12 protein-coding genes and 1 pseudogene are annotated in these 17933 nt (G+C 65.2%); 6 read left to right on the forward strand and 7 right to left on the reverse strand.

Annotation, left to right across the window (positions count from 1 at the left end):
- The first annotated feature begins 44 nt into the window (after nucleotides 1–44).
- On the forward strand, nucleotides 45–473 hold the full coding sequence (locus NOCYR_RS14535; RefSeq protein WP_148280644.1) for a hypothetical protein: 429 nt from the start codon (nucleotides 45–47) through the stop codon (nucleotides 471–473).
- A 173-nt stretch (nucleotides 474–646) separates the two neighbouring features.
- Here the strand turns inward: NOCYR_RS14535 and NOCYR_RS14540 are convergent, their stop codons facing one another.
- From NOCYR_RS14540 to NOCYR_RS14550, 3 genes are all read right to left on the reverse strand, one after another.
- Nucleotides 647–1156, reverse strand: coding sequence for a DUF6630 family protein (locus tag NOCYR_RS14540; protein WP_048833382.1), 510 nt, complete (start codon nucleotides 1154–1156; stop codon nucleotides 647–649).
- 146 nt (nucleotides 1157–1302) lie between these two features.
- A complete protein-coding gene (locus NOCYR_RS14545) occupies nucleotides 1303–2910 on the reverse strand; it encodes an ABC transporter permease (protein ID WP_014351139.1) in 1608 nt (535 codons plus the stop codon).
- Nucleotides 2907–3821 carry an ABC transporter ATP-binding protein gene (locus NOCYR_RS14550; RefSeq protein ID WP_014351140.1) on the reverse strand — a complete coding sequence of 305 codons (915 nt, stop codon included), beginning with the start codon at nucleotides 3819–3821 and terminating at the stop codon, nucleotides 2907–2909. The genes NOCYR_RS14545 and NOCYR_RS14550 overlap by 4 nt, the downstream gene beginning before the upstream one ends.
- 648 nt (nucleotides 3822–4469) lie before the next feature.
- On the opposite strand from NOCYR_RS14550, the gene NOCYR_RS14555 reads away from it, so the two are divergent.
- From NOCYR_RS14555 to NOCYR_RS14565, 3 genes and pseudogenes are all read left to right on the forward strand, one after another.
- Complete coding sequence (locus NOCYR_RS14555; protein WP_014351141.1) at nucleotides 4470–7643, forward strand: tetratricopeptide repeat protein; 3174 nt, start codon at nucleotides 4470–4472, stop codon at nucleotides 7641–7643.
- A 281-nt stretch (nucleotides 7644–7924) separates the two neighbouring features.
- Nucleotides 7925–10209: pseudogene (gene ppsA / locus NOCYR_RS14560) on the forward strand (phosphoenolpyruvate synthase).
- Between the two features lie 3 nt (nucleotides 10210–10212).
- Nucleotides 10213–11193 (forward strand): 1-phosphofructokinase family hexose kinase, encoded by a 981-nt coding sequence (locus tag NOCYR_RS14565; RefSeq protein ID WP_048833383.1) that lies wholly within the window; start codon nucleotides 10213–10215, stop codon nucleotides 11191–11193.
- Nucleotides 11194–11331: 138 nt separating this feature from the next.
- Here the strand turns inward: NOCYR_RS14565 and NOCYR_RS14570 are convergent, their stop codons facing one another.
- On the reverse strand, nucleotides 11332–11631 hold the full coding sequence (locus NOCYR_RS14570; protein ID WP_014351145.1) for a DUF1540 domain-containing protein: 300 nt from the start codon (nucleotides 11629–11631) through the stop codon (nucleotides 11332–11334).
- Between the two features lie 212 nt (nucleotides 11632–11843).
- Nucleotides 11844–12269 carry an Hsp20/alpha crystallin family protein gene (locus NOCYR_RS14575; RefSeq protein ID WP_014351147.1) on the reverse strand — a complete coding sequence of 142 codons (426 nt, stop codon included), beginning with the start codon at nucleotides 12267–12269 and terminating at the stop codon, nucleotides 11844–11846.
- 391 nt (nucleotides 12270–12660) lie between these two features.
- Here NOCYR_RS14575 and NOCYR_RS14580 point away from each other — a divergent pair, with 391 nt between their 5' ends.
- Nucleotides 12661–13926, forward strand: a complete 1266-nt coding sequence (locus NOCYR_RS14580; protein WP_048833384.1) for a hypothetical protein — start codon at nucleotides 12661–12663, stop codon at nucleotides 13924–13926.
- Nucleotides 13927–14715: 789 nt separating this feature from the next.
- Nucleotides 14716–15711, forward strand: coding sequence for a zinc-binding alcohol dehydrogenase family protein (locus NOCYR_RS14585; protein WP_048833385.1), 996 nt, complete (start codon nucleotides 14716–14718; stop codon nucleotides 15709–15711).
- 134 nt (nucleotides 15712–15845) lie between these two features.
- Here NOCYR_RS14585 and NOCYR_RS14590 read toward each other — a convergent pair whose 3' ends face one another.
- Nucleotides 15846–16115 (reverse strand): hypothetical protein, encoded by a 270-nt coding sequence (locus NOCYR_RS14590; RefSeq protein WP_148280645.1) that lies wholly within the window; start codon nucleotides 16113–16115, stop codon nucleotides 15846–15848.
- 138 nt (nucleotides 16116–16253) lie between these two features.
- Nucleotides 16254–17852: a protein kinase domain-containing protein gene (locus NOCYR_RS14595; RefSeq protein WP_048834172.1), complete on the reverse strand. Its 1599-nt coding sequence runs from the start codon at nucleotides 17850–17852 to the stop codon at nucleotides 16254–16256.
- Nucleotides 17853–17933: the final 81 nt, after the last annotated feature.

Here is a 17933-nt window from a genome sequence, read left to right on the forward strand (position 1 = left end):
TTCCGGCACTGTGGACGCCGCCCGTATAGAGCGATCGTTGACTCATGACTCGTCACAAGGATCCTCCAGCTTCTGAATTCGCACGGTGGTCTCTGGTGGCAGCATCGGGGTTCGTCGCCTTCTGGGCCATCGCAGGATTCGTCGGTCTCGCCGGCGGCGGCGCGGATCTCGGAAGCGACATCACTGCACGCCTGCCGTTCGAAAGCCCTGGCCTGGCCGGCGCGCTGCTGCTGGTCATTGTCGGCATACCGATGGCCTGGACATGCGCGGTCGCAGTTTCGCGACCGGCCAAAGCCTCCTTCCTCGCGATGGCCAGCGGTCTTCTGCTCGTCGCCTGGGTGTGTGTCCAGCCGATCGTCATCGGTCGAATTCACTGGCTCCAAATAGCTTTCGGGCTGATGGGAGTGACGGTGGCGCTACTCGGAGCCGGAACACGCAGCCAGCATTCCCCACCGATCGCGCACTCGACGTAGCCCATGCCCGCACTTACGAAAGGAGCTCGCCATGAGCTGGTCAGTAGCTGCTGTCCTCATTGCCGTGATCTTCGCGGCGATGGTGATCGTCTCGACGTATCTGTCCACGAAGAAGCCGTAAACGGTCCAACATCGGCGAGCACCCCCGAAGGTGGTGCTCGCCGTGGCGATCCTCAGAATCGGCCGTCGTTGCGTACCACAGTGATCGACTGTCCGACGGCCTTGGCTGCGGCGCGGATCGGGTCGAGACGCTCGCCGGGTACGAATACGAGTGCCCATCCGTCCGCGTCGAAGTCGAGCGAGACCAGTGCAACGCCAGTCTCGCTGATGCACCGTTCGCCGAACTCCCGCAGGAAGGCCACCGCTGCATCTCCGGATCCCAGCTCGGCTGTTTTCTGGATCAGGGCATCCGACCAGCTAGGGAAACCGCCGTAGCACCCGGAGTACGGATAATCCACGCACGCGTCCGCCGCCAACCGCTGGAGGATCTCCCCTGGTCGATCTTTCCAATCGACGTAGGCATAGGCGAGATACCGTGCCATTTGCTCCAGCAGGGCGTCAAAGGGGTCATCGGCGGCAAGCCGCACCGGCTCCCCGAAGTCGTCGGGCATGTCCGGCCCTCCCAGCAGCTCGGCAAACTCTGCCCACCTCGACCGCTCTACGTCGGATAGCACTGCGAACATCCCCCTTCTCGGTTTCGTGAATCATATCTGCCCAGATGATCCGAGCCGGCGCCCGGCCATCAGCTCGCCCGGGTCAACCCCACCCGTATCCGGCCGTCAACCACTGCAATAGGTTGCAGGTCCCAGGCCGGAGACGCCACCGACTCTCAGCCGACGTCACGACGGCTGAAGCCGATAAACCCCGCAGTAACAAGCGCGATCGCCGCAACAAGCAGTCCGGCTAGTGGGCCCACTGCGGGATCTTCGAGAGGAGCTCGTGGTGTATACCACAGCGGCGAGCCATCTCCGACCCACTGGGGTAGATCGAAGGCATCGATGAAAAGCAGCGTCACGACGCAGTAGGCGAACACCGCCCAGGCCAACACTGCCGCGGCTCGCGGAATCCATCCGAAGCCGAACACCGCGAGCGCAATGATCACCCACACCGCAGGCACATATACCAGTGCGGTCGCGGCGAGTCTGCTCGGTTGCGCTGGCTCAGCGATCGTGACTCCGTACGACACGCCTGCGCCGAATCCGCCGGCCACCGTCACCAGGGCGGTTCCGAACAGCACGACGATCAGATGGCTGCCCAACCAGCGGACTCGACCGATCGGGGCGGCCAGCAGGACGTCGGCGCGGCCCGCGGCTTCTTCGCTCCGAGCTCGAAGGATGGCCGCGATTCCGTAGGCGGCCGCGAGCAACGAGATGATCGAAATCGTCAGTGCGAGGAAGGAGTCGACGGCGTCCTCGACACCGCCGGGCAGGTAGGACGCGATGGCCGGATTGTCTGCCAGGAACTGTTCGATGCTGTCGGCGAATGACCCGTACGCCACTCCCAAGGCGAAGACTCCGCCGCACCAGGCAGCGAGCACACCGCGCTGTAGTCGCCAGGCCAGGCCGAGCGGCGAGCCGAGCCACGCCGACGCGGTCGGTCGGCCGGCACCGTACGGGAGCAGTCCCGCACCGAAATCCCTATGTTCCAACAGAAACGATGCGGTGCCCACCAAGACCGCGGATGCGGCCGCGAGCAGAATCAGCGGCCACCACCGGTTGTCGACATATGGGTACGAGCGCTGCCCCCACCCTATGGGCGATGCCCAGGCCACCGCGCTGTCACCGGCATCGCCGATGGCGCGCAACACGTATGCCCCGGCAATCGTGACCGTGACCGATCCGTAGACGCTACGGGGATTCTCGAATACTTGCGCTGCCACAGCCGTCGCCGCGGCAAAGGTGAATCCGATCCCACCGATCGCGATACCTGCCAAGGCGGAGCCACCGACCGGTAGGCCGCTGCCCGCCGCCGCCGTGAAGACCGCCAGCGCTGCCGCGCAGTTGGCGGCGGCAGCCAGCATGAGGGCGGCAGCCATCGGGGCACGACGGCCGACGCGCGCGGATCGAACCAGCTCCGCTCGTCCGGTTTCCTCGTCGGACCGGGTATGCCGACCGATCAGGAACATGTTCATCAGTGCCGCGACGATCGCGAGGTAGGCGAAGATCTCGAACAGCACCTCGCCGCCGATTGTCTCGAGCAGCCGCGCCGGACCGCCCGTCGCCAGGGCCGCGGCGCTGGCGCCGATGGTGGCCCGCAGTTGAGCCAGCTCCTCGGGAGACCCGTAGAAGCGTTGGCTGCCCACCGACTGCATCATCATCAAGGCACCGAGTCCCAGCAACCACAGCGGGAGAGCGAACCGTTCTCGACGCAGCGCGAAGCGCAGCAGTGCGCCGACACCCGTGATGCCGCTGGGCGGGGCCTCAGTTCTGACCGTCACGACGTCACCTCGGCGTTCATGTCGACCTCCCCGTAGTGGCGCAGGAAGATATCCTCGAGCGTCGGCGCCGTGCTGGTGAGGCTCTGCACGCCGATGTCCGCCAGCACCCGCAGCACTGTGTCCAGATGCGCGGCCTCGGCCTCGAAGCGCGCGTGACGACCATCCATCACCAGGTTGTGCACACCGGCTGTCGTCTCCAGCTCCACCGCCGGGCGATCGGTTTTGACCGTCACCGTTGTTCGGGTGAGATGGCGCAGGTCGTCGAGTGCACCGCTTTCCACGGTGTGACCGCTGCGAATGATGGTGACTCGATCACACAGGGCCTCCACCTCGGCCAGGATGTGACTCGACAACAGGATGGTGCGGCCGCGCGCGATGAGTTCGCGGACACAGCTTTGGAATTCCGCCTCCATCAGTGGGTCGAGACCGACGGTGGGCTCATCGAGAAGCAATAGCTCGGCATCGGATGCCAGTGCGGCAACCAGCGCCACCTTCTGCCGGTTGCCCTTGGAGTAGGCGCGGGCCTTCTTCGTCGGGTCCAGATCGAATCGTTCGAGCAGCTCCGCTCGGCGATGCCGGTCGAGGCCACCGCGCAATCTGCCCATCAGGTCGATGATCTCGCCGCCGGTGATGCCCGGCCACAACGTCACCTCGCCGGGCACATATGCCAGCCGAGCGTGCAGAGCCACGGCATCCTTCCACGGGTCTCCGCCGAGCAGACGAATCCGCCCGGCGTCGGCGCGCAGCAAGCCGAGCAGGATCCTGATGGTCGTCGTCTTTCCCGAACCGTTCGGCCCGAGGAAGCCGTGGACCTCTCCAGCGCGAACCGTCAGGTCGAGTTCATCCAGCGCCTTGGTACGCCCGAAAGACTTGCTCAGCCCGGATACCAAAATCGCTGCATCGGTGATCATTGCTCCATCGTCGTCACCGGTTCGTTCGCGCAGGGAGAGCCGAAGGTCCCGGCAGCTTCAGCTTTGTACCCTGATCGGACTGCGTCGGTTCCCTGGTCCCGGCAGGGTGGGAGCACGACTCTCGCGGTTCTCGAGTTGTATGAGTTCGGCGCCAGCTGGGACAAATGCGCCGCGACACGCAACGAATAGACCGCGTCTAACGGATAATGGGTCGATGTCAGGAAAGATTTGGGGCCCAGCACTCTTTCTGGTCGGTATAGCTGGCTTTGCTGCAGGTGTCTGCCTGTTCATTTGGCTCGGGTTGAGCCGAGGGGATCAGGTGGCCAGCATCGTGAGTGTGTTCGTCGGGATTGCCGGCCTAGGCTTTTCGATAGTCGGTGTGCTGACTGCCCGTCGTGCGGGGACGCGGCCGGCGCAGTCGATCGTGAATTCCTCCGTGGGTGGAAACGCGGAGGTAGTACGAAACGTGGGCGGCGACCTGACCACGCACCGACCGACCTCGACCTCGGCAGCCCCGCCTTCTGTCCCAACAACACGACGACATCGACCCACGGCGGGTAGCACGGCTGAGCAGAGTATCGTCGACGGCCGGATACAGGGCACGGCGCGGTATATCGACAATGTCACCGGGGACGTCGAGACCGACAAATGAAGCCCTTCGGGAGACGTCGCCGCGCCGAGAGAGATCAGACGATCATCGGCAGCGTCATCCATGGTGACGTCATCTACATCTGTGATATCGCCGGAGATGTCACGATCAACAAAGGCGAACGCCGGTACCGGTACTGGTGCGAGCCGTTCCCTGCGGTGACCTCGCCGCGGTCGCAACAGGCCGCAGCGCAGCCGCGGCTCGTCCTCGACCCGGCCTATCAGATCGCGCCGCTGGTGGGTCGCGACCAGGAGCTGGACGACCTCCACAAGTGGCTGGATGGCCCATCATCGGTCGCAGTCCGTCTGCTGCACTCGGAGCCAGGACACGGGAAGACCAGGGTGGTCGAACAGTTGCGTCGCGACGCCGAGCGGCACGGATGGCTGACTGTGCAGGCCGTTCACACGCTCGAATACGTCGACGAGTCAGCCACAGTTGCGATGGGCGAGCGCCGGGCGCTGCTGATGGTCGTGGACGACGCGCATCGTTGGCCCGCAGCTCATCTCGAGGCGGTGGTTGTCAACCTACGCGCCCTCGGTAAGAAGCACCCCGAGTTCACCGCTCGACTCCTGCTGGTAGCGCGCACTCCGGCACCATGGTGGCCAGTACTGGCGGCTCGGTTGCGTCAGCTTGCCGTCGAAGAGAGCGCCGTCGGTCTCGCGCCGCTGGGATTGCGAGTCAACCGGACAGAGATCTTCGACTCTGCGTTCATGGCATTTCGCCAGGCACTGTACGCACCGCCTCCACAGGTCCATCCACCCGACCCAGCCAGATACCGCGCGGACCTCGATCTGGCTGGAACTCAGTTCGATTCAGTTCTCGCGGTCCACATGGCAGCCCTGGTTGCCGTCCACGCGCGCGCCAACCAAACCGAACTGCCGGCCGGCCCCGCTTCAATGGCAGTCTATTTGCTCGACAACGAGTACGCGGAGTGGAGCAGGCGCTATGACACTGGTGAGTTGCGCACCCGCCCGCAGGAGATGCGACGACTCGTCTACCTTGCTGCGCTCACCCGCGGTCTGGCCCGCAAACATGCGCGACGGGTACTAATCATCACTCATTTGGCCGACAACGAATCGCAGGCCGAGGTTCTCCTCGATGACCACGCTCGCTGCTACCCCGACGCTTCCACATCGCTGGCCCCCTTGAAGCCCGAACTGCTTGCCGAGTATTTCCTCGCGCTTAACTCCCCTGGCTATCCAGAAGACACCACGATCTCCTACAGCGCTGATGCCTGGGTCGCTGGCTTGGCCGACGATCTCGCCGGGGCCGATGACATGGCCGGGCCATGGATCCCGCAGATCATCTCGAACCTGATCGAGAGCGCCGGCCGCTGGCCTCACTTGGGCTCGCACATCCTCTTTCCGCTACTGGCACACAACCCGCTGTGGGTGGCGGATGCGGGCGAGGCCGCCCTCACCGGGCTTACACAGCTGCCAGACATCGAACCCGCCGTTCTGCAACGCCTGCACCACCATCTACAAACCACCGGAGATCCTGCAGCCGAGATTCTGCAAACTGCACTCCTGCCATACCTGATCGAAACCAGCATCGACGATGCGGAACGCGCGCGCCTGTACGTCCAGCATGCCGACCAGCTCGGATCAACCCGCCGCTTTCCGCAAGCCTGCGATGCCACCGAACAAGCCGTGAGCCTGTATCGGCGGCTAGCCGAAGAACAACCTCAGGTCTACCTGCCGGACCTGGCAGCAGCCCTCAGCAATCTCGCGAAGAGGTTGAACAGGGTCAGACGGTTTCCGGAAGCGGTGACACTGGCCGAGGAGTCAGTAACCCTGTACCGGCAACTAATCGAGAAACAACCCTCGACCTACCTGCCGAACCTGGCAGCAGCCCTCAGCAATTCCGCGGAGCGGTTGAACAGGGTCAGACGGTTTCCGGAAGCGGTGACACTGGCCGAGGAGTCAGTAACCCTGTACCGGCAACTAATCGAGAAACAACCCTCGACCTACCTGCCCGACCTAGCAGGTTCCTTGAACAGTCTCGGGGTTGTCCTACGACAAATGGGAAGATTTCCGCAGGCGGTCGCCCGGCACGAGGAAGCGGCAGCACTGTATTTCCAGCTGGCCGAGGACCGTCCCATTACCTACCTCCCAGACCTGGCCGGTTGCCTGAACAATCTCGGGGTTGTGTTATGGGAAGTGGGGCGGTTTCGGGACGCGGCCTTGCGAGCGGAGCAAGCGGTGGCTCTGTACCGCCGGTTCGCCGAGAGGCGTCCCGTACGCTTTCTGCCCGACCTGGCATCATCGCTAGCTAACCTCGGAGCCGTGTTGCGGGAGATGGGCCGCATTCGAGAGGCGCTCGCACCATCCGAGGAAGCAGTGGCGATTCTCCGACGGTTGGCCCAGGAACACCCTCTGACCTACCTGCCCGATCTGGCGTCATCCCTGGCTAACCTCGCGGTCGTGCTAGAGGAAGCGGGGAGGTTTCGGGAGGCTGTCGCCCCATCCGACGAAGCAGTGGCCATTTTCCGACGGCTGGCGGAGAAACACTCCGAGACCTTCCTCCCCGACCTAGCGGGCTGTCTGAACAACCTCGGCGTCCACTTCGGAAGAGTTGGGAGATTCAGGGAGGCGGTGGCGCGAGCCGACGAGGCAGTGCTGCTGTACCGGCGATTGGCAGCGGATGACCCGGAGACCTACCTGTCCCGTCTGGCTGGTTGCCTGATCGGGCTCGGAGGCGCACTGAGCGAGGTGCGGCGGTATGGGGACGGAGTAGCCGCGGCCGAGGAAGCAGTGACCCTATACCGGCCGCTTGCCGCAGGTAACCCGGAGACCTACGTGCCCGACCTCGCACTTTCTCTGGCTCATCTCGGGAACCGATTGCGCGAGGTGGAGCGGTTTCGGGAGGCGGTGGCCGCGGCTGACGAAGCGGTGACCCTGTACCGGCAATTAGTCGAGGAGCACTCCGACACCTATGTGGCTCGATGGGCGTTCGCGCTCGTTACGTTCGCGCACACCACAGAACAGGCAGACGACGCCTACTGTGCTGCCGGTGTAGCCGCGGCTGCCGAGGCTACACAGCTTTACGAGCGCCTCGTCGCAGAGCGTCCCGATGCCTACAACCGGGCGCTCAAAGATGCTCGTGACCTCCATGGGCGCCTGTTGGTGCGTTCCGGTGCCCGGGACATATCCCGGTTCACCGACGACGGCTAGCTCTGAATTCACCTCCGTTTGCATTCTCGCCGCCTCCTGGAGCGGCGCGGCCCGTGGTGTTCGGCGAAGCTGATTGGAATCGTTTCGGTCAGGCCCGTTGACGAGTGTCGTCCTTCGGGGCATCGGGCTACTGCCGCAATCAATACGAGCAGGACGACATCAGGCCGAAGGTCCGCGGTCGCAGGTATCACGGCCCTGACTCAGTGCCACTGCCAAGAGGGACGCTGGAGCCGGGACGCGCATTGCACACCCAACGAGATCAACGATGATCGGAGCCGAAGATGGGTGACTACCTGGCCACCTTCGCAGAACTACGCCTCGCCGACGCGAACCGAGCCGGAGGCAAAGGTGCCAACCTGGGCGAGATGGTCGCGGCGCAGCTTCCGGTGCCGCCGGGATTCGTCATCCTGCGCAGCTGCTACGAACACGTGGTGTCGGCCGGCGAAACCGGCAAGGAACTCGAGCGCCTGCACGCTCAGGCCCTCGACAGCTCCGGTGAGCCCCTCCAGCGCCTGTGTACCCGAATGAGGGACCTCGTTCACAGTGCCGCGTTCGGCGACACCGCCCGCCACGCCATCCTCGCCGCGTATCACGACCTCGGCGATGGTGTCGCGGTAGCGGTGCGGTCCTCTGCGGTCGGTGAGGACAGTACGGCATCGTCGTTCGCGGGAATGAACCTCTCGCGCACCAATATCCGTGGCGACGATGCGCTGATCGCCGCCGTCACCGACTGCTGGGCGTCGCTGTTCACCCCACGGGTTGTCACCTACCGTGGCCGGCGCGGCATGCGCCAGGCTCCCGCGATGGCCGTAGTTGTGCAGCGCATGGTCGCGGCTGAACAAGCCGGAGTGGCTTTCACCGCCGACCCGTCCTCCGGTCGCCGCGACCGGATCGTCATCGACGCCGCCAGGGGGCAGGGTGAGGTTGTGGTGTCCGGGGCTGTCGAGCCCGACACCTACATCCTCGATGCGGACGGGCCGCGCCTGATCGAATCTCGCACGGGCAGACAGACTTACGCCATCGTCGCCGGTCCTGACGGAGACAGGCGCGTATCCATCGACGATGAGCAAATGACGGCCCCGGTCCTCACCGAGCAGCAGGCTGTGGCCATCGCGCGGCTCGCGTTGGCCGTGCAAGACCACTACCGCGGCAAGCCGCAAGACATCGAATGGGCCATCGACAGCGAGGGCCTCTGGCTCGTCCAGGCTCGCCCGATCACCATGCTGCCGGATGCCCCGGCCTCGTTCGCACCTGCCTCACCGAGCGACGCCGTCACCATCGTCCGCGGGCTAGCGGTGGCGCCAGGTGTTGCCGAGGGCGCCGTCCGCATTCTCAGCTCACCCGAACAAGGTGATGCGCTGAAGGCGGGCGAAGTCCTCGTGGCACCGATGACCAGCCCGGATTGGCTGCCTACCATCGCACGCAGCGCCGCGGTCGTCACCGACAGCGGCGGCATGACATGCCACGCCGCCATTGTCGCCCGTGAACTCGGCGTGCCGTGTGTCGTGGGCACCCGCACGGCCACCACGACGCTCGTCGACGGTTCGCTGGTCACCGTCGACGGGTCCGCCGGCGAGGTACGCGCCGGACACGCTCCGACTGCGGCGGTCACGGCGACCGCTGCTGTCCCGCCGCCGCCCGGCGACGTAGGGATCCCGACAGCGACCAAGATCTATGTCAACCTCGCGCTGCCCGATGCGGCCGAACGCGTCGCGTCCACCGATGTCGACGGCGTCGGCCTGCTGCGAGCGGAAACCCTACTGTCACAAGCGCTCGGCGGACGACACCCACGAGAGCTCATCGCCCGCGGCGAACAAGGTGCGTTTATCGAGCAGATGTCGCACTCTCTGCACCGCATCACTGCCGCGTTCCATCCACGGCCGGTCATATACCGGGCCACAGACCTGCGTAGCAACGAATTCCGCGCGCTTGACGGCGGCTCCCGATATGAGCCGGTGGAGCAGAACCCGATGATCGGTTACCGAGGCTGTTATCGGTACATCCGCGAACCCGAGGTGTTCGACCTCGAACTAGCCGCGATCGCCCGCGTTCGCGAGGCGACACCGAATCTGCACCTGATGATCCCGTTTGTCGTACGCGATGGGAACTGGAGGCCTGTCTGGAACTGGTCGACGCAAGCCCACTCGGCAAGCACCGCGGGCTGCACCGGTGGGTGATGGCGGAAGTGCCGTCCGTAGTGCACTGGTTGCCGGAATACGTTGGGCTCGGCATCGACGGGGTATCGATCGGAAGCAACGACCTCACCCAATTGATGCTCGGCGTCGACCGCGATTCCGAGCAGTGCGCGGAACTGTTCGATGAATCCGACCCCGCTGTGCTGGATGCGATTTCGCGCATCATCGCCACCGCGCAGCGGCTGGGCATCACTTCGTCGCTGTGCGGTCAGGCCCCGTCCAACCGGCCCGAGTTCGCCGAGCATCTCGTGCGTCTCGGTATTACCTCGATCTCGGTGACGCCCGATGCCGCGCCGGCAGCGCGCCGCGTTGTCGCCGCCGCAGAGCAGCGCCTCATTCTTGACCACGCACTGCGCGCGACGGCGGGCTGAGATATGGAATACAACGACATCGTCACTGTGACCGTCAATCCGACTGTCGATCTTTCGATGGAGGTCGACGAGCTCACCGCTGAGGGCAAGAACCGCGCCCGTATGACATCGGTCCGCGCAGGAGGCGGCGGAATCAATGTCGCCCGGTGTATCGCCCGGCTCGGCGGCAGCGCAACCACGATCCACACCACAGGCAGAGAGACAGGACGGCGACTCGATCGCCTCCTCGACGAGGAAGGCCTACGGCACGTCGGGATAGTCATAAGCTCGGACACGCGGGAAGCATTCGTCATCGCCGACAGCTCGTCAGGGGGCAGCTATCACGTCGTGCCGCTCGGGCCTCGGCTCACGGCACGCGAAGAGTCTCGTCTCCTCACTACGATACGGGCGGCCTCCGCGAACGCCGGTTTCCTTGTCTTGTCCGGCAGCGCCACACCCGAGTTGCGGGTCGACTTCAGTGCGCAACTCACCCGCGAAGCCTCGTCGGGCACCAGGGTGATTCTCGATATTGCCGGCAGCCAACTGCGCACAGCTCTCGCCGAACACAGCTTTCTCATTCGCCTCGATCGACGTGAGGCTGCCACGCTTCTCGGGCATGAGGTCAAGAGCCATGCAGACGCGCGATCGGCGAACGATCTGCTGCTCGCCGGTCGGTCCTGCGACCATGCCGTCACTACGGTGGGTTCGCTCGGCGCGGTCTACTCCGATCAGCGTGCCCACTACGAGATCTCGGCGCCGCACCTCCCCCACCCATTCCGCAGTGATGCGTGCGCCGGCGACAGTCTGGTCGCCGCGATCACGTATCACCTTGCCGTCGGCACCGAGCCCCTGCGCGCATGCGAACTCGGTGTCGCCGTCGCAGCCGCGACCGTGCAATTGCCGGGAACCGACGTCTTCGATGGTGCGAGCGTGGACGCCCTCGTCCGGCAGGTCCGAAGCCGACGAATCGAACGCAGTCCGTCGTTCGCGGCTACGCCTCCGTGAGGTCGGCGCCGCACCGAACTCCACCGGCCGCTGGACACGAAATAGCGCGTCGACATGCCGCGACCCAGCGTTGCCCGGGGCGAAGAAGCTGATATCAGATGCTGCGGTTTCGAGCGGCCCCCGACGGCTGCTCGATGATCAGCGGGAACTGTAGGTGAGGCAGCGAGCCGCATGCTCCCCCGAACCGGGTCCGACGCGGATCTCGGAGGCGGTGCACTCGAGGTCCCGGTTGTGGATGCAGTCGGCGCGCTGACATGCCCCCACCATGCTGGTGACGGTGTCCAGACCGCCCTTCATCGTCAACGGGATGAAGGTTTCGCAGTCGGCGCTGCCGTTGTGCCCAGCTACGTTGATCGCGTAGGCGTGGCAACCGTCGTGGTTGTAGGAGCAGTTGCTGACCGTACATTCGGTGACGTGCGGCATTTCCATCGTCGTCATGTTCAGCCCTCCGTCATCTCGGTGGGAAACACTTCGGTCGAACTCACTCTATGACCGTCCGGAGTGGAAGAAAAGGCAGCTCAGGCTAGCCTCAGACCGATAGTCGGCCAGGTGAAAGCCGGTCGGCTCCCACTGGCCCCCGGTGGACGTTGCCGTACCGGTCAACGCCCACCGTGGCGTCCCGTCGTGATTCGCGTGGGACGGAAACCCACTCAATCAGTAGCTTTGACCTCGACCACCTTGGGTGTTTCCTTCGGTTCTCCCATCGGCACCGCCACCGTCAAGATGCCTTTGTTATAGGTGGCTTCGATTCCCTCCGCCTCGGCACCCTCGGGCAGCGTTACCGACCTGTAGAAGGATCCGTAGTTGAACTCCGACCGTCCCTTCTCCTCCTCCTTCTCGGTCCGCTCGGCCTTGATCGTCAGCTGACGACCCTGCACCGATACTTCGACGTCCTTGGCGGGGTCAATGCCCGGGATCTCGGCCCGCACGATGTAGCGGCCGTCCTCGACCGTGTCCCCCAGACGCAGAAGGTGGGCGCCGAACATCGGGGCCAGCCCGGTCGGCGCGACTGCGTTCCACAGGTCGTTGAGTTCAGGTAGCAACGACTGACGATGATGCGCAGGAAGCAGACTCATGATGTCTCCTCAACTGAGGGCGAATGCTGACACCCCAATCCCACTCCGGCAGCTGAACCACGAATAGAGCACCGCGTCGCCGTCGCCACGGATATCGGGTGCAATACAAGCAGACCAAAGTCCCTCGGATCGGCCCAGATCTGCCCTGGTCACAGTCCGTTCCGCGTCCGAAAACCGGCCACGTCATCGTCCCCAGCTTCGCCTGTCAGGATGCGCGACTTGCTCCCCGTGGGCACCGTCACGAGTCAGAGCACGGTGCCCGACGTTCGGGCATAGCCAGCGCATCCCCGCCCGGCCAGCCACATGTCCTGCAAAGAACCGATACCGCAGGGACCCAAAACTTTTGATAATCAAGGGAATTCAAATCCGGCACAAGGAGAGGTCACGGCAGATGGCAGCCGAAAGCACGGACCCAGCGGTCACTACTGACGAGCTTCGGGCGATCACCACGTTCGAGGAGTTCGGACAGGCGCTGCGGCGCGCCCGCAATCACGCGGGCCTGTCGATGTACGAGTTGATCGGCCGCGGCCGGCAACGAGCTGCGCAAGCCAGAAAGGACCACGAGCCCGGCGCGGACCAGTTTGCTTTGACAAAGCACATCGTCCAGTCCCTCGAGAAGGGCAAGTTCGTCGTGCAGGACAGCGGTGAGTTCTTTGGAGACCGCCGGCTCGACGTGTACCTCTACCTGTGCGACGTCCCCGGCGAGCAGGTGCCGGAATGGCGTGACGCCGCCCGCCGGGCACACCAGGTGGCCACGAACCCGCAGTCGCCCGGCACCGACCCATCGCCGAAACAACCACAAGTCAGTGGATGGTGGAATCGCAGTCGACGAATGGCGATCGCGCAGGCAGGAGCGTTGGTGGTAGTCGCAGCCCTGCTGATCGGCGGAGGGATGTGGGTGACGGACCGCGGCGATGATTCGGTGGCCGGCCCAGGGGCGTCGCCGCCGATCGGCTCAGCAACCGGCCAGGCCGGCCCGCAGGGGCGTCCAGGCGTAACCGAGGGCTGTCCGCACCGCGCACAAGAGGCACCCGCGGTCGCCGATATCTCGATCCTCGCGTGGTGCCTGTACCGGATGACCGAATCAGGTGGGGGTGAGAGCCCGACGCGCAAGCAGATGAAGTTGCGGCCGTGCATCACCAACAACAGCTCGGGCGAACTCGATCTGGGAATAACCAAGACCGCCGACAAGTCCTCGGCGATGCGCCTGCTGGTCAACGCCAAGGACCTGCCGGGGTCGTGGAACCCGCCGCCTGCCACTGCGGCTGCCGGCGACCGGCCAGTCCAGGTGTCCTGGCAGGGCCACACCTATTGGGCAATTCCGGCCAACGTTCCGCACGATGCTGTCGAAGTACCCGTCATCGAGAACGGACAGCAGATCGGAACGACCTGGGATGGCTTCTCGACGATCTGGGAGGACGTCAAGCTCACCCCGGAGAACCGCATTCTGTACGAGCCGATCGAGTACGGCGCCAACGGCTGGCCGATTCAGGAAACCGACCTCGTGTTCAATCTGCCCGGCAGCGACGCCAGCGAGCTCACCATATTCGCGCTCGCCATCGTCGACCGCACGAACCCCTCGATCGTCATCGCCGTGTCGCCGGCGTTCGATCCCGGCGGCGCCTGGCCCGAGAACCAGTGGGCCGCGTACTTCTGACAGTCCCGTCCGACACCGACGTGCGAGCTGCCGCTGCAACCGCGAGTCAGCGGGTTCCACCAGCGTGCTGACATGAACAGGTTCCGAGAACCCATTCAGCAAATGTCTCGCTATCCAATTCGGGATTGACGCGGACTCCCGGCAGGCCGTCCACGCAAGGGTCCGTTCGCGCTGGTTAGCGTGTCAGACCGTGTCAGACTCCGCATATCTGACGAGCATGCGTGGTACCTCGACCTGCGTCTTCGCAGTCAACCAGTCCGAGTATTTGGCTCATGGAAACCTGACAGCAACTCTCCGTCTCGTGGCGGTCACACGGACCACCCGCGGACACACGGAGATGTCATGGACGACACGACTCGACCGGGAACCAACGAGCACGATCGTGACGAGTGGCGGGCAGGCACATCCCGCCGGACCCGGGTGCGCCGGATGACAATCCACCTGGGCGCGACCGGCTCTAGCCTTCTGGGGACCGTGCTCGCAGTCATGGGGCACGAGGAGCTCTCTCTCGCTGCCCACGGCGTCGCGACGAGCTTGCGGGTACTCAACACCGTGCTCGACCACCGCGCCCGCCGGTAGCCGCGCGCACGGCGCACACCAATGACTGAGAGCCCGGAGAACTCGACTCCGGGCTCTCAGTGCGTTCTGGTGCAGGTATTCCGCAGCCGGATGACCATCGACCTGACACCGGCACACCAATGGCCCTAGGGTTTCTCAGCCGCCGAGCGGACGCTGGTTGGCGTGGACAACTCGGCTTCGATACGCAACCGAGCAGGCGCGCAGAAGACCATGCGTACGTGGCGGGTCGACGGACCGGCTCCGATCGATTCAGGTCCTCTACGGATACACGAATCGCCCGTCCCCGCCCCCGAAGCGGGAGACCTTGTGGTGCGGGTGCTGGCCTGCGGGGTATGCCGGACGGATCTGCACGTCGTCGAGGGCGACCTTCCCGTGCATCGTCGCTCTGTCGTACCGGGGCATGAAGTGGTTGGCGAAGTGGTCGAGACCGCCGGGAATACTCGATTCGCCGTCGGTGACCGAGTCGGTATCCCGTGGTTACGACATACCTGCGGCGTGTGCAGGTATTGCCGCCGTGGCGCAGAGAACCTGTGTCCCAACTCGCGCTACACCGGGTGGGACGATGACGGCGGGTACTCCGAATACGCTGTTGCTCCGGCAGATTTCGCGCTACCACTACCCGCCGGGTATTCGGACGCCGAACTGGCACCACTGTTGTGCGCGGGCATCATCGGCTATCACGCCCTGCTGCGTGCGGAACTGCCGGTCGAAGGCGTTCTGGGTATCTATGGTTTCGGCGGAAGCGCGCACCTGACAGCACAAATCGCGATCGCTCGCGGTGCACGCGTGCATGTGATGACACGGGGCGAGGCGGCTCGTGAGCTGGCCGCGGCCCTGGGGGCCGCCTCAGTACAAGGCCAGGCCGACGCACCGCCGGAGCCACTGGACTCGGCGATCCTGTTCGCGCCCGCCGGTGAGCTGGTTCCGCCCGCACTCGAGGCGTTGGACAGCGGGGGCACTCTTGCCTTGGCCGGCATCCACATGTCCGATATTCCGCCTTTGAACTACCAGCGCCACCTGTTCCGGGAACGCCAGCTGCGCAGCGTCACCTCCAACACCCGGGCCCAGGCCCTGGAGTTCCTTTCCTTCGCCGGCCGTCATCACTTGCGCGTATCGATCCATCGCTACACGCTCGACCACGCCGATCGAGCGCTCTCCGATCTCGCCCACGGACGCTTCGACGGCGCCGCCGTGCTCACTGCCTGAGGCCGGCAAGCTCCGGCGGCCTGGGCTTCCGGTGGCTGCCCCACGCGCGTTCGCACGCATCCCCGTTCCGTGGCAGCACGGTATCCGCTGGTCAGCATGGCGCAAAGAATTCTTGGTGACCAGCAATCGCTGGATCATTCGGCCGGCGGCACTGGCGCCGGAACAAGGGAGATCACCATGAAAACCTCGATGAAGCGTCTTATCGTTGCAACGGCTTTGGCGGCACCGCTGATGATTTCGGGAATGGGGCTGGCCGCCGCGGCTCCGTCGGTCACTCCGGGTGGAGCGGGCGCTCCGTTCGACGGCACCGTGAGCGCACCTGCGGGTGAGGTGTGGTCATGCTTGATCACCGCACCGGGCTTCGGGTGGACGGTGGCGACCAGCGTGCCGGTCCCGTTCGTCACAGCACCGCCTGCGGCGGCCCCGGCAGGAGTGTCCGGGTGGTGCGTCGGGCTACCCGGGTTGATCGCACCACTGACCGGCAGCGTGGCCTGACCGAGTCGCCGAATGCCCGGCACCGCAACGAACCGGGTGCCGGGTGTTCACGCGTTCGATGAGCGCAGGTGCTCGAGGACCGCGAGTACGCGGCGGTGATCGTCGGGTTCGGGGTGCAGGCCGAGTTTGACGAAGATCGCCCGAACGTGCGCTTCGACGGTGCGTTCGCCGAGGAACAGGGCGGCGCCGATGGCCTTGTTCGAGCGGCCTTCGGCCATCAATCCGAGGACCTCGCGTTCGCGCTCGGACAGTTCGTCTATCGGCCGTCGCTGACGATGCGGGCGCCCTACCATCCGCTTGATGACGCTCGGGTCGATGGCGCAGCCGCCGTCGGCGACGCGACGCAGGTCGCTGACGAATTCGTCGATATCGGAGACGCGGTCTTTGAGCAGGTATCCCAGTCCCTCGGTACCGGTCGCGATCAGACTCGAGACATGGTCGGTTTCGACATACTGCGATAACAGCAGCACAGCGGTGGCGGGGTACTCGCTGCGGATCGTCATCGCCGCGTCGATGCCCTCGGTGGTGTGCGTGGGCGGCATCCGAATATCGACCACCGCCACCGTCGGATGGTGCGTGCCGACCAGGCGCAGCAGCGACGGCGCGTCAGCTGCTTCACCGACCACGTCGATGCCTTCGTCCTGCAGTAGCCGCACGATCCCGCCGCGCAGCAGCCCAGAGTCATCGGCGATGACAACCCGCAAAGGGCCGTCGCCGTGCACGGCTCCCGTCGGTCCCGAGTCGAGCCGGGTCGCGACGTCGTTCGTCGCAGTAGGGTCGGCGACCAAGCTCGGCTCGACACCGAGTGCCTCGGCTGCCGCGGTGAAGAATGCCCGGCAGGTCGGAAACCGGTCGGCGGGGGCTTTCGCGAGCGCGCGGGCCACCACCGGATCCAGGAGCGCAGAAAGCCCGGGCCGCTGGCGGCTGGGCCGGGGAATCGGCCCGTGACTGTGTGCCTGCCACAGTTGGGCGAGGCTGCGGCCGGAATAGGGTGGCCGGCCGACGAGCAGTGCATAGAAGGTGCAGCCGAGCGCGTAGATATCGCAGCGATCGTCGATGACACTGTCGCCGAACTGTTCGGGCGCCGCGTATTCCAGGCTCGCGACGAACATGCCGGTGCGAGTCAGCCCGGTGGCCTCGTCCAGCGCTTTGGCGATGCCGAAGTCGGCGAGCAGGACGCGTTCGGGCTCGTTCGGGCCCGGTGGCGGACCCAGCAGGATGTTGGCCGGCTTCACATCACGGTGCAACACACCGCAGTGGTGCGCGTAATCGAGTGCCCGTCCGATCTCACTGACGATGTGCAGCGCCCGCCCCGGCCCCACCGGCCCGTCGCGGACCAACTCGGCGGCGGTCGTGCCCGGCACGTACTGCATGGAGATCCACAGCCGGTCTCCGACGTGGCCGCGGTCGTAGACGGCCACGATGTTGGGGTGTTCGAGCCGGGCGGCATGGTCGGCTTCCAGTTCGAAGCGGGCCCGCAGGGAATCGTCGGCGGCGGGTCCGGTGTGCAGAACCTTCAACGCGACCTGACGCGGCAGGTGCGGATGTTCGGCGAGGTACACCGCCCCCATGCCGCCGGTACCGAGCAGCCCCTCGATGCGGTATCCCGCGAAGAGGCTGCCGGTCGTCAACTGCCCGGTGTCCATCGCCAACCACCATCCTTCGCGGCGGCCCACCTCCATTGAACTACGTTCGCGCAGGTCGGGGAACCGGGTACCGACGGTCCG

Source organism: Nocardia cyriacigeorgica GUH-2, assembly GCF_000284035.1.
Classification (GTDB): Bacteria; Actinomycetota; Actinomycetes; order Mycobacteriales; family Mycobacteriaceae; genus Nocardia; species Nocardia cyriacigeorgica_B.

What these genes read in the sequence shown, in the direction of transcription:
- NOCYR_RS14555 (WP_014351141.1), top strand. Translation starts at nt 4,470, where the DNA reads ATGAAGCCCTTCGGGAGACGTCGCCGCGCCGAGAGAGATCAGACGATC.
- NOCYR_RS14540 (WP_048833382.1), bottom strand. Translation starts at nt 1,156, where the DNA reads ATGTTCGCAGTGCTATCCGACGTAGAGCGGTCGAGGTGGGCAGAGTTT.
- NOCYR_RS14580 (WP_048833384.1), top strand. Translation starts at nt 12,661, where the DNA reads ATGGCAGCCGAAAGCACGGACCCAGCGGTCACTACTGACGAGCTTCGG.
- NOCYR_RS14535 (WP_148280644.1), top strand. Translation starts at nt 45, where the DNA reads ATGACTCGTCACAAGGATCCTCCAGCTTCTGAATTCGCACGGTGGTCT.
- NOCYR_RS14550 (WP_014351140.1), bottom strand. Translation starts at nt 3,821, where the DNA reads ATGATCACCGATGCAGCGATTTTGGTATCCGGGCTGAGCAAGTCTTTC.
- NOCYR_RS14565 (WP_048833383.1), top strand. Translation starts at nt 10,213, where the DNA reads ATGGAATACAACGACATCGTCACTGTGACCGTCAATCCGACTGTCGAT.
- NOCYR_RS14595 (WP_048834172.1), bottom strand. Translation starts at nt 17,852, where the DNA reads ATGGACACCGGGCAGTTGACGACCGGCAGCCTCTTCGCGGGATACCGC.
- NOCYR_RS14585 (WP_048833385.1), top strand. Translation starts at nt 14,716, where the DNA reads ATGCGTACGTGGCGGGTCGACGGACCGGCTCCGATCGATTCAGGTCCT.
- NOCYR_RS14570 (WP_014351145.1), bottom strand. Translation starts at nt 11,631, where the DNA reads ATGACGACGATGGAAATGCCGCACGTCACCGAATGTACGGTCAGCAAC.
- NOCYR_RS14575 (WP_014351147.1), bottom strand. Translation starts at nt 12,269, where the DNA reads ATGAGTCTGCTTCCTGCGCATCATCGTCAGTCGTTGCTACCTGAACTC.